The following is a 13498-nucleotide window of genomic DNA, read 5'->3' on the forward strand; positions in this document are numbered from 1 at the left end:
CATGTCATTTTGGGCAGACATCGGCGCGATATTCAGCGCCTTTCTCAGCCAGGATTCCTTTGAAATTCAATCAGCGTTGGAGTCCGACGCAGCATGGGTTGTCGGCGCCGTCGTCGCTGCGCTGGGCGGGCTTCTGGTCATGCTGATCTATCGCAAGGTTCCCTTCATCGAGCGCCATCTGGAACGATCTGTGATGGTGTATTCCTATCTGGCCATTGCGCTGATCATCTTCTGGGGCGTGATCGACAGGTTCGTCTTCAATGACCAGGAACCCTGGTCCACAACGATTCCACCCTTGCTGTTCATGGTGATGGCGTGGTTCGGGGCCTCCTACAACGTGCGCCTCAGAACGCATCTGAGCTTCAGCGAATTCCGAACCGCGATGCCACGTGGCGGGCAGTTGGCCTGCCTGATCCTGGACGCGGTGCTGTGGTTCATCTTCGCGGTCATCGTCATCGTGACCACGTCGCGGCTGGTGGCCTTGTCAGCGTCCAACTTCCAGATCGTTCTGGGCACGGACAACGTCATGCAGTGGTGGTTCCTGCTGGCGGCACCGTTGTCATTCTTTCTTATGGTCGGCCGAGTGTTCCAGAACCTGGCGGACGATCTGCGCAACTTCAAAACAGGCGAGCCGCTGATCAAGCAGGCCGTGATCGGGGCAGACTGATGGCAGACGGAACTTGGGTTACTTTGATTTCGCTCGGCGTGACTTTCCTGTTCATGTTGGGCGTGCCGGTCCTTCTGGTCATCGGCTACTGGGTGATCGGCTGCTCGTTTGTTCTGGGCCTGACGCTCGACAACATGGGCGCCGAGCTTTTGAACGTGTTCAACAAGGGCTTCGCGCTGCTGGCCATGCCCCTGTTCATCCTGACCGGAGACCTGATCAACAAGTCGGGTATCGCCCGAAGGCTCAGCGACTTCGCCTATGCCTGTCTCGGATGGATACGCGGCGGTCTGGCGATGGCTTCGCTTGGGGCCTGCGGGTTGTTCGCAGCGATCTCGGGGTCCAACTCGGCCACGACCGCCACGATCGGATCGATGCTGCACCCCGAGATGGTCAAGGGCGGGTATGACGAACGATTTAGCGCGGCAACCGCCGCAGCGGGCGGCACGGTCGGGATCATCATCCCGCCGTCGATCATCTTCATCGTCTATGGGTTCCTGATGAACCTGCCGATTTCCGAGCTGTTCGTGGCCGGCATTCTGCCCGGCGCGCTGATGGTGATCGGGATGCAGTTTGCCTGCTGGATCATCTGCCGCATGAACGGCTGGGGTCACCTGATCCCGCTGCAGCTGAACCGCGTTCTGAAAACCGCCTTCGGCGCGTGGCTGGGCTTTTTTGCCATCGGGCTTGTGCTGTGGGGCATCTACACCGGCAAGTTCTCTCCGACCGAGGCCGCCGGGGTCACTGTTGGCTTCTGCGTCATCGCCGGGCTGGTGAGTTATCCGATCAACCGGATCATGGGCGCCCGCGACGATGTTTCCCCAACGGACAAGAGCTTTGCCGAAATGCTGGTGGTCGAGGGTTTCACGATCCCCGAGATCCCGTCAATCGTCATCCGTTCGGCACAGATCACCGGGATCCTGGCGCCTCTGATTGCCATCTCGGTGGTGATGCAGCAGATCCTTTCCCTGTTGGGGGCCCAGGAAACGATCGGCAATTTCGTGACCTCGATGGGGGGCTACCATGCTGTTCTGTTCACCTCGATGGTGATCGTGTTTTTCTCGGGCATGGTTCTGGAAAGCCTGCCGGTGACCATCATTCTGGCCCCGATTCTGGCGCCGATCGCAGCTTCGGTCGGGATTGATCCGATCCACTTCTCGGTGATCTTCCTTGTCGGAGCATCCATTGGCTTCATCACGCCGCCATACGGGCTGAACCTGTATGTCGCCTCGGGAGTTACAGGCGTGCCGTATTTCCGGCTTCTGCGGTATACGGTGCCTTATCTGGTGGCGTTGCTCTCGGTCTGGATTCTGGTGTCACTGGTGCCTGATCTGGCCTTGATACTACTGCCGAAAAACTAGACTGTAGCCGGATGACCGCGACGGACACACAAGACAAGGACACCCAGATTCCAACGAACCTGCGCCTGTTGCTGATCTTGGAAGAGGTCGCGCGGCGCGGGGTCGCGGTCAAACCGGCAGATCTGATCGAAGCGTTGGGTCTGGCAAAGCCGACGGTCCACCGGCTGCTGCAGACGGCCGAGGCCGAAGGGTTCCTTCAACGAGATCTGGACGGCCGGTCCTATGGGCCCGGCCCCCGGTTGCGGCAGATGTCCGTGAACACCGTGTCGTCCGAACATCTCCGCACGGCCCGCCTGGCCATTCTGCGCGGAGTAGCCGACGAAATTGGTGAGACCTGCAACCTTGCCATCCCCGACCGCGAGGGGATGATCTATCTCGACCGGGTCGAGACCAAATGGCCACTGAGAATCCAGCTGCCGATTGGGACCCAGGTGCCATTCCACTGCACCGCCAGCGGAAAGATGTACCTCTCGACCCTGCGCCGAAACACCTTGGATGGGTTTCTCTCGGCCCGCGGGCTGACCGCTAACACCGAGAAAACCATTACCGACCCCACGGCCATGCGTGCCGAGATCGCCAAAATCGCCCAGAACGGTTACTCGACCGACGACGAGGAGTTCATGCCCGGCATGGCCGCCGTCGCGGTTCCGGTCTTTGACGAGAATGACCGGCTTGCGGCCACTCTGTCCGTGCACGCCCCCACGCAGCGGCACGATCTGACAAGCCTGAAGCAATTCCTGCCACTGCTGCAGTCCGGGGCACTCAAACTGTCGGGTCTGCTTGCTTCATAGGGTGGCGAACACGGGACCGAGCCGAGCGGAGGCGAGTAGTGATCTCGCCCAACCGACTTGAGCAGACACAGAATTGACGCGTAAACTCCGACAAAAAATCAGTTGCCTGCCCGGGCTTCCGCCTCGGTACGTTGGCGTTGAATCGCGCGTTCGCGTTCGGGCCAACTGTCCTTGATGAACGCGAGGATGTCCCAGATATCCTGATCGGACAGGCTGTCGGCAAATCCCGGCATTCCGCTTTGGACCCCCGAGACTCCCATTCGCTTGAGCATCTCCTCGCCGCCCAACTTGGTATAGTCGAACAATAGGCCATCGCCATGATGCCAGGTGTGCCCGGTTCGATCATGCGGCGGGGCTGGCAGGACGCCGTCCGCATCAGGCGTTTGCCAATCGGCTTGACCCTCCAGCTTGACCCCGTGACACGACGCACAGTTTTCGGCATAAAGCGCCGCCCCACGTAGCGGATCGGCGGATGCACCGTCAGGCACCCCTTTTGACATCCACCATTGAGCGCTGGCTACACCGATGATCACAACGGCCACCGGTGTACCCCATTTCATCATTGGCGAGATCACTCGGCGCGGCGGCTCCACCTTTTTACCCTTCGTCATGGGCATCGAGCAGATAGGTGGCCATGGCGCGGTGGTCTTCTTCGGTCAGGAAGCGGGTGCCGTAGGTCACGACCTCGCCCATTGCGCCGCCGAATACGTCACCGTCGGGCATGATACCTGTGCGCAGGGCATAGGCCAGGCTGTCGACCGTCCAGCCCCGCCTCTGCAGGGTTGCAGAGTCGATGGCCGGCGTCTTGTCGCCGCCCGGCAGGGCATCGCTTCCCTTGAAGTGCCCGGTATCCGACTTGCGGGCGCCCAGCAGATTGCGCCCGGTGTGGCAGGCGGCGCAGTGGGTGGCGCCTTCGACCAGCAGCCGGCCGCGGTTCCACACATCACTTTTGCCGGGGACCGGATCGGTGCGCGGCGGCTTGAGGAACGCCGCGCGCCACAGTTTCAGCCCCCAGCGCTGGTTGAAGGGAAAGGCCATCTGCTGCGGGCGCGACGGCGTGGCCACCGGGGGCACGGTCTGGAACGCCGCCCACAGGTCGGCGATGTCCTGATCGGTGAATTCGGCGTAGAACGGGTACGGGAACGCCGGGTAATAGGGCTGCCCGTCCGGCGCCACGCCTTGGCGTACGGCCTTGGCGAATTCCTCGATCGTCCAGCCACCGATTCCGTGGTCCGGGTCGGTGGTCAGGTTGGGGGAATACAGCGTGCCAAAGGGTGTCTTTAGCTTGACGCCGCCGGCCAGGGGCGCGCCGCCCTCGGCGAAGTTGGTGTGGCAGGCGATACAGCCGCCCGCCCGCGCCAGGTAGGCCCCGCGGTCAACGTCGCCCGTCAGGTCGGGCAGTTGCGGCGTCAGACCGATCGGCCACGCGATTACGGCGGCCAGCCCCGCCGCAGCCAGTACGGCAGAGGCAAGGACCAGACGATAGAGGCGTTTCATCGAAGCACCTTATTCCGACCGAAACCGCGTGTGACAGGCCGAGCAGGTCTGGCCCAGCATCATGAACACGCCATCGGCGGGCATCTCGGACAGCTCCTCGCGCCCGGGGGGGCCGCCCGTCATGGCCCCGCCCCCCATCATCGAAGCGCCGCCCATCATGCCCGATCCGCCCATCAAGCCGGACCCTTGCCCGGCACCGGCCATCATCAGCCCGTTGTCGGCCGCCAAGGCCAGCCCCTCGGCATAGGTCTGCAGCTGTTCGGCCAGTTCGGCGAAGGCGTCCCAGTCCTGCCAGATCGCGGGTTTGGCCTCGGAGGGCATGCCATCGCTGCCTTCGGGGAACAGCCGGGTCATGCTGTCGCCGGCATGGCGGCCGATCGTCTCGGCTGCGTCTCGGACGGTGCCGGCGTCATAGGGCGTCTTGCCCTGCATCATCGGCGTCAGGGTCTTCATGGCGTCCTTCATGGCGGACATGCCGTCCATGCGTTCCTTCACGATCCCTGTGGCGCCACCATGCGCCAGGGCGGTCACGGCAATCATCGACGCCAGCACGGCGCCCGTCGTCAGTTTGAAAAGGGTCATCATCTTGTCCTGTATGTCTGCTTCAACTCGCCCCCAGAAAAGGCATTTCGTGACTCAGGACACGGCGCGCGGCGGGGGCGGATCGAACAGGGCCACCGGCAACATCCGGTATTGGCCCGACGGGATGGCACGGCGGTTGATCGTTGAGACCAGCGCGGAAACGACGGGCGCGGCCACGGTCATGGCCACGCCGTTGCAGAAGGCCCCGCCGTGGCAATGGCCCGGGTAGCCCTGTTCGACATGGTCGGGGTCGGTTGCTTCCAGATCCACGACGGCATGTGTGCCCCCATCGCCCCCATGCGCAAAGGCGGGTTCCGAGAACACCAGAATACCGGCCAGAACCAGGCCCAAGGCCAGAACCCACCGTCCGATCATCCTGTCCGCCCAACTGTGCAAGGTTCAGTTTATCTCGTTCTCGCGCTGCAGTTCCCTGACATAGGCAACGATGCCCTGCACGTCTGCACGGGTCAAGCCAGCGACCGGTGGCATGTCGCCAAAGCGCCAGTGATGGGCCTGAACACCATATTGAACCGCCCGCTGAAAAGCCTCGTCCCCGTGGTGGCTGGGCTCATAGATCTTGTGCACCAAGGGCGGAGCCAGGCCTTCCAAACCCGTGGCATTCGCCCCATGGCAGACAGCGCATTTGACGTCAAAGGCAACCTTGCCCATCTGGGCCGGCGCACTGAACGTCGCCGGCACGCTGACTTGCGCGATCGGGTCCCCCCGCGACAGCGACGAGGTGTCAGGCACCTCCATCGAGTGCCCTGCAGGTTGTTGGCTGAGGTTGTAGGCGAACACGGCAGCGCCTGCGATCAGAACGCCGCCTACCAATAGCGTCAGTTTGTTCATCGGCTCGTTTCACTCGGTTGTTTTTGGCTTGGCGCGGGCGACACCAAAACGGTCTGACACTGAACAAACCTGCTTGACCTGCCGGTCTTGCCGCCTTGCGCACAGTTTCGGGGGACTGTCTGCCCCATTCCCGCGCTGGAAGGTCAAGAAAAGTTTGCCGCAAGTTTCCCCAAAGCCGACGATGGACTGCAGCACCGAAACGTCAACGCCGAGCTGGGCCGCGCACGAAGCCATCAGTTGGAACTTGAAGACTTCTTAGCGGCGCAGGCTGCGACGGGTCTGTCAGTACTTCGCCAGAGATCCGAGTATCTTCTTCCGTATATCGGCGTCACCCGGAAAGATCCTTTGCACCAGAAATTCGGACGGAAAATCCGGCCACGTGGCCTCCAACTCATCAACAAGTCTTTGCGCTTCGTCAAAATTGCCCAGCTGATCATGAGCGACGGCCTGGAACAAAAGTGATGGCCCGCTTACGGGCGCTCCTGCAGCAGGCGCACCCTGAAAGGCATCGACAACGTTTTCGTAGTTCCCGAGCACAAGCTGCGATACGCCCCAGATATTTCTCGCCCCAAATCGTCCGGATCCGGATCTGACCCGCGACGGATTGCTGACCTCGGCCGCAAGTTCGGGCTCGTTCGCAATCAGGGCGGCAATCCCGACAAGGTCCAGAACATGCCCATCTTCAGGCGCAAGTTCGGCAGACAGCCGCGCGTATTTCAAAGCTTCATCGGCGTCGCCCGACACCGCCAATCGCCAGCCATTCGAGGCGTTGGCCCAAGCACCCGACGGGGACAACTCAAGTGCCGTTCCTGACATCTGGGATGCTTGGCGCAACAGATCCTCTCGTGTGCCCTCGTCTTGAGACAGCAGAGCCAGTGTGGCCAAGACCTGCACCATTCCCGCATAGCCATCGGGCAAGGCCGGGTCGAGCTCGGTGGAATGCTGGAACATTCCCAGGGCGATCTGCTGGCGTTTGACATCGAATACCGGAAAGAACATCCCCCGCGCCTGATCCGCCAGGTTGGCCGCCTGCAATCGGGCAAGCGACTGCTGACCAAGCGCAGCCCGTTCGGCCTGCCGGGTGGTGTTGGAGGGTTGCCCGGCCTCGTCGTTGCCGGGTCTCAGCCACATGCCCAGCATGACGATCATGGCCACAACGCCCAGCCCGACCAACAGAAGTCCACGCAGGTGCCTACGTTCACGGGGCGGGCCTTGGCTTGCCAAGTCCGACTTCGGATCATCCGGGGAAGCTTGGTGCGAAAACCGCGGTTTGTATCCGCCAGGATCGACGAAGATCCGAACGCCCTGGCCGTCCCAATGGTCTTCGTAAAACTCACGCAGCAAACGCCGTAGTCGCCTCGCCTCTACCCGAACCAGATTTCGACCACCGCTGCCATCAATGCTGCGACCGTACACTTCGACTGCGATGGCCTTGCCGCGGATCTGGGAACCGCGACCGGCGAGGGCTTCCTCGACGACATAGGTCAGAAACTGCTGAAGCCGGGGCGAAGTTTGGAACTCGGCGCTGGCGACAACGTCACGCAGCGCCTGCCGAACCAGGTCAGGTGATGGCAGCCCAACATCTTGATCTATCGATAAATCATTGGCTTGGTTCACTGCAAACTCACCCCCAACTCACGGTGACTCACTTGGCCGCCCCGGTCAACCGCACGCATCTTGATGCGAGAATAGATAGTGGGAATCGGGCTTTATCCAGTGACGGACGACCTCAAAGACGAGCTACCCGAGCTTTCGACTGCGCTTTCCAGCCAGTTCGAGGCGGACGCGTTTCTGAGCGAGGCCATCGAGGACTTCGGCAAAGTCTGCGCAAAGCTCAAGGATACGTCGATCACCGCGTCCGAGCGCGAGGAATGGGCCCACATCAAATCTGAACTTGTGAACGAGCTTCGTCGTCTGGCGAAGCGCAATCTTAGAAACGCATCCGACTGAGGGTATAGCAATGACCGACAAAGACCAAAGCAACGATCACGAAAACGAACAAAACCAGCCAGCGGATGAAATCGAAAACCCTTCGCGCCGGCATGTCATGCAGGGGCTGGCGGCAGGTGCGGTGGCAACGGGGGCTGTCAGCTACGGCTCCGGCGCAGCACAGGCGCATGAGGGGGACGGCCCTCTGGGTGAAAGCCTGAAGAACCCCTATGGCGGCCGGCCTGCCGGCGGCATCACTCTGCCAGAGTACTTCCGGCCGACGAAATACATGACCGGGTCGAACGCAAACTATTTCCCGCTTTCCGAGGAATTGGGGCCCGACGAGATGCGCATCTCGTTCTGCGGGTCAACGCCGTTTCCTCCGCGTGAGGATCAGGCAGGCACCTGTGTGATGGTCGAGCTGGGCAATGGAAAACGGTTCTTCTTCGATTTCGGGTCGGGCTGTGTGCGCAACATCATCGGGATGCAGGTGCCTGCGCAATTGATCAACGATATCTTCATCACGCATCTGCATGTCGATCACTACGCCGACATCCCCTATATCTATCCGTTCAGAGCTTGGTCCGGCGGCTACACGCCGCTGCGGATCCACGGCCCGTCCGGTCGGACCCCCGAGCTTGGGACGGCGGGCATGGTGGACGGCATGAAGCAAATGCTGAAATGGCATTTAGAGGCCTTCGACGTATTCCCGATTGGAGACGGTTACGAAATCGAGGTCAACGAGTTCGATTTCCGTCAGGAAGGCGGCATCGTCTATGACGAAGATGGCGTCACCGTGCGCTCTTGGCCACGCAGCCATGCCAAGGACGGCGCCGTCGGGTATCGCCTGGATTGGAACGGCCTGAGCTTCGTTTGGACCGGGGACGGCCGACCGGATGAATTGAGCCTTGAATACGGCAAAGGCGTTGATGTGTTCGTCACCGAAATGTCCGGTCAGGATATCGGCCAGTTGATGACCTACAAATACGGCCTGCCGCAGGAGCTGTTCAACTACACGATCGATACCCATCACACCTCGCATTATGCGGTTGGCAAGATGATGGCTGAGGCACGCCCCCGGCTTGCGATGGTGACCCATTACACGCAGGACGAGGACATTGATGCCGAGATGCTGGCGGGTATCCGGGCCCATTATGATGGGCTGTTCGCCTGGGGTCTGGACGTGGCCGTGGTCAACGTCACAAAAGATGCGATCTGGTATCGGAAGGCGACACTGCCCGGCAAGTCAGGCTCGGTCGCACCGTTCCGTGAATTGGGCAAGATGGAAGCCGAAGGCAAGATCACCTTGCCAGATGAAATCAAGCCACCTGCCCCGCGGTCGTCGCGCGCCGAGCAGCAGGACCAAAAGTACCGTGACATGGAGATCGATCCCAAGGAATACTACCCCTCCGACGTGTTCCGTGCGCCCAATCCCGAATGGCCCAGCGACTTCGTGATCAGGACCGACGACGTCATTCCAAACCGCAAGAAGAAGACGGAGTGACACTATGATCGAGTTTGGTTCGACTTCGGCAATTCCGGTCACGATTCTGACCGGCTTTCTCGGGGCGGGGAAAACTACCCTTCTGAACCGCATCCTGACCGGCAATCATGGTCTGCGGGTTGCGGTTCTGGTCAACGATTTCGGCTCGATCAATGTGGATGCTGATCTTGTGGTTGGCCTGGAAGATGATGTGATGAGCCTGGCGAATGGGTGTGTGTGCTGCTCGATCCGGGATGACCTGATCGAAACGGTCGAGGCCGTTCTCGCCCGACCGGAGAAACCGGAATACATCGTCCTCGAGGCCAGTGGCGTATCGGACCCGTCATCAATTGCGATGACGTTCACGGACCAGAAGTTCCGGGACATGATCCGGCTCGACAGCCTCATGTGCCTTGTCGACGCCGAGCAGCTGTTCGCCGCACCAGAGCAGATGGAGCTGAAACTCAGGCAAATCGCGTTCTCCGACATGGTCATCTTGAACAAGGTGGACCTGGTCAGCAGAGAAACAGTCCAGAAAGTGCACGACTGGCTCGGCTCGCGTTTCCGCAGGTATCGCCTGGTCGAAGCGGTCAATGCGGATGTCCCGCTGGACATATTGCTGTCGGTCGGCCGGTTTGCTGCCGAACAGCTTGAGACAGAAGTGCCGGAGCATCATGAGCATGGGCCTGACTGCGGGTGCCGACACGCTGATCATTCAGACGGCTTTTCAACAACGATGATGAAGGCCAAGCAACCCATCAGCCTGTCATCGCTGAGAAGCGCAATTCGAAAGCTACCGGGCGACGTCTATCGCCTCAAAGGATTTGTTTTCAGCGAGGAGGACCCGGATCATCGCATTCTTGTGCAGGTCGTCGGAAAGCGCATGGATATCTCACGGGATGGCGCATGGGGGGACCGAAAGCCCGAGACGCGGCTTGTGGCAATCGGCGCGCCAGGTGCGCTTTCGGAACACGTGCTCACCGACGCCCTGTTCGAAACAGCCTAGTGATCACGCCGGTGTTTGGGCCTCAAACGGGGCGACCGGCCCTCGTGCCACCGCCCCCGAATTTGATTTAGAGGCCGAAATAATTAGACTTGTCACAATCGCAACCTTCCTGCAGCGGGGAACCCTTAATGTTCACAAGACTTTTTTGTTTGGCGCCGGCCATCTCGATCCTGTTGTCTTCCCCGCTTTTTGCGCAGGACACGCCGATCATCCATGACGCACAGTACTATATTCTGGAAGCGCAAAATGGCGAGCAGTGGATTGAAGACAACGCTGCCGTCGATGCGGTGCTGGCAGAGTTCCGTGAAGGCAATGCTGGCAACCCTCCCAACATCGTATCCATTCTGATCGACGATCTGGGTTTCGGCGACATGGGCATTCCCGAACTGAATGCGGTACGCGGAATTGAGACCCCCAACATCAATGCGTTCTCGGACGAAGCCATGCGCATGGTTCGAATGTATACCGAGCCCTCCTGCACGCCGACGCGCGTGGCCCAGATGACCGGGCGCCTGCCGGTGCGCATGGGCATGGGGGATACCACGGTTGACATTGCCGGCTTTGGCCTTCCCGGAGATGAGGTCACGCTGGCAGAGGTTCTGAAAGAGGCCGGCTATGCCACCAGCCATGTCGGCAAGTGGCATATGGGTGATATCGCCGAAAGCTGGGCGATGAACCAGGGTTTCGACTATGCACAGCATGCCATCCATCAACAGGGTCAGCTGACAATCTTCAACGATGACGCCATCCGCGAGCAGGTCTCGGTCGGCATCCAGGACTTCGAAGAGGACTACATCGTAGACGATTGGTTCCGCCCCGATCCTGCCGCCATGGCCACCGTCATCGAAGGTGAGGCTGGCGGTCCAATCCGCGAAATCCGCATGCAGGCCGGCGAGCGGTGGGACGCAGAAAAATACGATGAGATGAACGAACAGTTCCAGCTCAAGGCGCTGTCTGAACTGCAGCGGCTGGCAGGCGGCGACACCCCCTTCTTTCTGCAGTACTGGCCGATGATCCCGCTGGACAACACGCGCGCCGGACGCGATGGCCCAGAAAGCGTGAATGGCGGCCTTTACGCAGACAAGTTGCAGCTGCTGGACGAATACCTGGGTGTGCTCTTTGACGAGATGGAGACGCTTGGCGTGGCCGAAAACACCATCGTGGTGCTGATGGGCGACAACGGACACTTCACGAAATATTCCCCACAGTCTGGTTTCACGCCGATGATTTTCCGCGGCGGCAAGGGAGATACGACAGAAGGCGGCGTACGTGTGGATGCCTTCATCCGCTGGCCCGGAGTGATCGAGGCGGACTCGATCGTGAACAACATCATCCATGTGTCGGATCTGTATACGACCCTGTCCCGCCTCGCTGGTGCCGACGCGTTCATCCCACGGGACAGGCTTGTGGATGGGGTGGACCAATCCGCGTCAATCCTGTTCGGTGATGAGTCGAAAACGCGCCGCGATCACGTGATCATCTATTCGGTGGCGTCCCCGAAGGCGATCGTGAAGGATCAGTTGAAACTGAACCTTCCGGGTGCCGGAGAAAGTGCAATTCTGGCGAATTTTTTCGATATTTATCGGGATACGCATGAAAAGTACCCGGTTTCGACCGAAGTCGGCGCATGGGGCGGCCAGGAATTCCAGCGCATTCTGGGCCGGCATCTTGCCCGAAAGAAGCTGTATCCTGATACCGAACCTGCGCGCGGCGTGCCCTATGAAGGCATCGAAAACCTGCGCCCGGAAACCGTTGCCGCGGTCGAAGCCTTTCTGACCAAACAGGCTGCGGTCGAACGCTAACTGCAATCCGACCTCACCTCGGCCCGCCACGTTCAAGAGGCACCTCCATGCTTGCCAACCTGATCTTCTATATCGGACTCGCTGTCTCGCTCGGGATTGGCTTTCTCTATTTCCGCGACCTCGGCGACGTCTCCCAGATGTTGTTGAAGGTAAAGCGAGAAAACATGATCCGCTTCATTCGCAACGAATATCGGTTGATCGGGCTTGGCCTTGCGGCTTTTGCGGTTGCCACCATAGCCCGCTTTGCGTTCGGTGCTGGCATCGGCGCGATCTGGTGGGTGGGCGCGGCTCTGGCATTGGTTCTGTATGGTTTTCCCTATGTGTGGGTCCATTTGGGGTTGAGAAACCAACTCAACACAGCCCGGTATTACAGCATTGCTGAAGCGGAACGGTTCGTCGGACCGACCGCGCCCGTGATCGTGATGACAAACGGCGATCACGCCCGGGCCCATCCTGACGCCCAGATCATGCGACCCCACCTGGCCGGCGATGCCAAGGGGCTTGGGGGCGAAGACGTTGTCATGACCTATTGCGCAATGGCCAATCTTGGTCAGGGTTACATGCCATCCATCGAAGGGAAGCGGCTGAACCTACAAGTTTTAGCACAACATGGCAACAACCTGATCCTGCGGGACAACGACACCGGGGAACCGATCCAACACATCTATGGGTTCCGAGAAGCGGATCGGGACACCGCGTCGGACGGTCCCGCCTGCCCATTGCGGCCGGAAGCTCAAATGGAGCCATGGCCAACATTCCGCATGACATTCCGTGGCTTCAAGAAAGCCTATCCAGACGGTGAGGTTTTTCTGAACAAGCCGTCGAGCAACCCGTTCCTGAGACTGCTGGACATGGCGCTGGAGATCATTTTCGGTTGGGGGATCGCCAGGCAGCATCAAGAGGCTGACCCCGTCATGGACAACATGGAGCGCGCGCCTGACACACGCCTGCCCAACAAGACACCTGTTTGGGGCGTGACCATCGGGTCGGATGTCGTCTGTTGGACCGACGACTTCGTGGTTGACCAGAACTGGCTGTTGAACACACAAGCCGGCGGGCGTGATCTTGTGGTGCAAATAGACCCACATTTCGAAAGCCTCGGGGTCTGGTACAACGACAGCGGCAACCCAGTAAAGCGTTGTGACTTTTGGGGAAATAGCGATCAGGGGCAACTCACGCGGGTTGAAACCTTGCGCGCCGGTTTGTTCTGGCACGTCTGGGCTGAGTTCTTTCCCAACACAGATGTCAATCGCATCGGCGTTAGCGCGAACGAAAGTTAGTCGGATTGGCTCATCGAGCGTGAAGGTGCGGCGCCCCAGGGGAATGCATTCGGATAAGCATTCCCAAAGCGCATCTGCTTCGCGTCCTAGGACATTGCCCAATCGGTATAGGTCTAGCCTTGGTCCACAGCTTGGGTTTTGTGGATAGGTTTGATTTTGTGGATTTGGTTGCGGGAGCAGGATTTGAACCTGCGACCTTCAGGTTATGAGCCTGACGAGCTACCGGGCTGCTCCATCCCGCGACACTTTGGGTT

At 60.1% G+C, this 13498-nt stretch carries 14 protein-coding genes and 1 tRNA gene; 8 read left to right on the forward strand and 7 right to left on the reverse strand.

All coding sequences use genetic code 11. The annotated features are described in order from the left end of the window. Position 1 precedes the first annotated feature (1 nt). Genes ACR0IR_RS10875 through ACR0IR_RS10885 form a run of 3 tightly spaced genes read left to right on the forward strand, consistent with a single transcriptional unit; the run spans position 2 to position 2816 of the window. Positions 2–667 carry a TRAP transporter small permease gene (locus ACR0IR_RS10875; RefSeq protein ID WP_093962895.1) on the forward strand — a complete coding sequence of 222 codons (666 nt, stop codon included), beginning with the start codon at positions 2–4 and terminating at the stop codon, positions 665–667. After that, a complete protein-coding gene (locus ACR0IR_RS10880; RefSeq protein WP_093962896.1) occupies positions 667–2025 on the forward strand; it encodes a TRAP transporter large permease in 1359 nt (452 codons plus the stop codon). Before ACR0IR_RS10875 ends, ACR0IR_RS10880 begins: the two co-directional genes overlap by 1 nt. Before the next feature lie 11 nt (positions 2026–2036). Next, on the forward strand, positions 2037–2816 hold the full coding sequence (locus ACR0IR_RS10885; RefSeq protein WP_170357980.1) for an IclR family transcriptional regulator: 780 nt from the start codon (positions 2037–2039) through the stop codon (positions 2814–2816). 98 nt (positions 2817–2914) lie between these two features. Here ACR0IR_RS10885 and ACR0IR_RS10890 read toward each other — a convergent pair whose 3' ends face one another. From ACR0IR_RS10890 to ACR0IR_RS10915, 6 genes are all read right to left on the reverse strand, one after another. Continuing rightward, the gene (locus ACR0IR_RS10890) at positions 2915–3376 is read right to left on the reverse strand and encodes a c-type cytochrome (RefSeq protein ID WP_170363840.1); all 462 of its coding nucleotides are present in this window, start codon (positions 3374–3376) and stop codon (positions 2915–2917) included. A 37-nt stretch (positions 3377–3413) separates the two neighbouring features. Next, entirely contained in the window at positions 3414–4313 is a 900-nt protein-coding gene (locus ACR0IR_RS10895) for a c-type cytochrome (protein WP_170362738.1), read from the reverse strand. 9 nt (positions 4314–4322) lie between these two features. Next, positions 4323–4895: a c-type cytochrome gene (locus tag ACR0IR_RS10900; protein ID WP_170362736.1), complete on the reverse strand. Its 573-nt coding sequence runs from the start codon at positions 4893–4895 to the stop codon at positions 4323–4325. A 54-nt stretch (positions 4896–4949) separates the two neighbouring features. Continuing rightward, entirely contained in the window at positions 4950–5270 is a 321-nt protein-coding gene (locus ACR0IR_RS10905) for a hypothetical protein (RefSeq protein WP_170362734.1), read from the reverse strand. A gap of 24 nt (positions 5271–5294) precedes the next feature. Then, the gene (locus ACR0IR_RS10910; protein ID WP_170362732.1) at positions 5295–5744 is read right to left on the reverse strand and encodes a c-type cytochrome; all 450 of its coding nucleotides are present in this window, start codon (positions 5742–5744) and stop codon (positions 5295–5297) included. Between the two features lie 282 nt (positions 5745–6026). Beyond that, complete coding sequence (locus ACR0IR_RS10915; protein WP_170362730.1) at positions 6027–7361, reverse strand: hypothetical protein; 1335 nt, start codon at positions 7359–7361, stop codon at positions 6027–6029. A 99-nt stretch (positions 7362–7460) separates the two neighbouring features. Between ACR0IR_RS10915 and ACR0IR_RS10920 the strand changes: the two genes are divergently transcribed. The 5 genes from ACR0IR_RS10920 (at position 7461) to ACR0IR_RS10940 (ending at position 13244) form a co-directional block, all read left to right on the forward strand. Continuing rightward, on the forward strand, positions 7461–7694 hold the full coding sequence (locus ACR0IR_RS10920; protein ID WP_170362728.1) for a hypothetical protein: 234 nt from the start codon (positions 7461–7463) through the stop codon (positions 7692–7694). Positions 7695–7704: 10 nt separating this feature from the next. Continuing rightward, positions 7705–9177, forward strand: a complete 1473-nt coding sequence (gene gntH, locus ACR0IR_RS10925; RefSeq protein WP_217357055.1) for a guanitoxin biosynthesis MBL fold metallo-hydrolase GntH — start codon at positions 7705–7707, stop codon at positions 9175–9177. A 4-nt stretch (positions 9178–9181) separates the two neighbouring features. Beyond that, positions 9182–10162 carry a CobW family GTP-binding protein gene (locus ACR0IR_RS10930; protein WP_170362726.1) on the forward strand — a complete coding sequence of 327 codons (981 nt, stop codon included), beginning with the start codon at positions 9182–9184 and terminating at the stop codon, positions 10160–10162. 128 nt (positions 10163–10290) lie between these two features. Further along, on the forward strand, positions 10291–11964 hold the full coding sequence (locus tag ACR0IR_RS10935; protein WP_170362724.1) for a sulfatase-like hydrolase/transferase: 1674 nt from the start codon (positions 10291–10293) through the stop codon (positions 11962–11964). 47 nt (positions 11965–12011) lie between these two features. Beyond that, the gene (locus ACR0IR_RS10940; RefSeq protein WP_170362723.1) at positions 12012–13244 is read left to right on the forward strand and encodes a DUF3179 domain-containing (seleno)protein; all 1233 of its coding nucleotides are present in this window, start codon (positions 12012–12014) and stop codon (positions 13242–13244) included. 165 nt (positions 13245–13409) lie between these two features. On the opposite strand, the gene ACR0IR_RS10945 is transcribed toward ACR0IR_RS10940, so the two are convergent. Beyond that, positions 13410–13486, reverse strand: a tRNA-Met gene (locus ACR0IR_RS10945). Between the last annotated feature and the right edge of the window lie 12 nt (positions 13487–13498).

It is taken from the genome of Ruegeria sp. CF2, from assembly GCF_056537385.1.

Excerpts from the sequence above, each read along its gene's own strand:
- ACR0IR_RS10940 (WP_170362723.1), top strand. The coding sequence starts at position 12,012 with ATGCTTGCCAACCTGATCTTCTATATCGGACTCGCTGTCTCGCTCGGG.
- gntH (WP_217357055.1), top strand. The coding sequence starts at position 7,705 with ATGACCGACAAAGACCAAAGCAACGATCACGAAAACGAACAAAACCAG.
- ACR0IR_RS10935 (WP_170362724.1), top strand. The coding sequence starts at position 10,291 with ATGTTCACAAGACTTTTTTGTTTGGCGCCGGCCATCTCGATCCTGTTG.
- ACR0IR_RS10930 (WP_170362726.1), top strand. The coding sequence starts at position 9,182 with ATGATCGAGTTTGGTTCGACTTCGGCAATTCCGGTCACGATTCTGACC.
- ACR0IR_RS10880 (WP_093962896.1), top strand. The coding sequence starts at position 667 with ATGGCAGACGGAACTTGGGTTACTTTGATTTCGCTCGGCGTGACTTTC.
- ACR0IR_RS10890 (WP_170363840.1), bottom strand. The coding sequence starts at position 3,376 with ATGAAATGGGGTACACCGGTGGCCGTTGTGATCATCGGTGTAGCCAGC.
- ACR0IR_RS10895 (WP_170362738.1), bottom strand. The coding sequence starts at position 4,313 with ATGAAACGCCTCTATCGTCTGGTCCTTGCCTCTGCCGTACTGGCTGCG.
- ACR0IR_RS10910 (WP_170362732.1), bottom strand. The coding sequence starts at position 5,744 with ATGAACAAACTGACGCTATTGGTAGGCGGCGTTCTGATCGCAGGCGCT.
- ACR0IR_RS10885 (WP_170357980.1), top strand. The coding sequence starts at position 2,037 with ATGACCGCGACGGACACACAAGACAAGGACACCCAGATTCCAACGAAC.
- ACR0IR_RS10875 (WP_093962895.1), top strand. The coding sequence starts at position 2 with ATGTCATTTTGGGCAGACATCGGCGCGATATTCAGCGCCTTTCTCAGC.
- ACR0IR_RS10900 (WP_170362736.1), bottom strand. The coding sequence starts at position 4,895 with ATGACCCTTTTCAAACTGACGACGGGCGCCGTGCTGGCGTCGATGATT.
- ACR0IR_RS10905 (WP_170362734.1), bottom strand. The coding sequence starts at position 5,270 with ATGATCGGACGGTGGGTTCTGGCCTTGGGCCTGGTTCTGGCCGGTATT.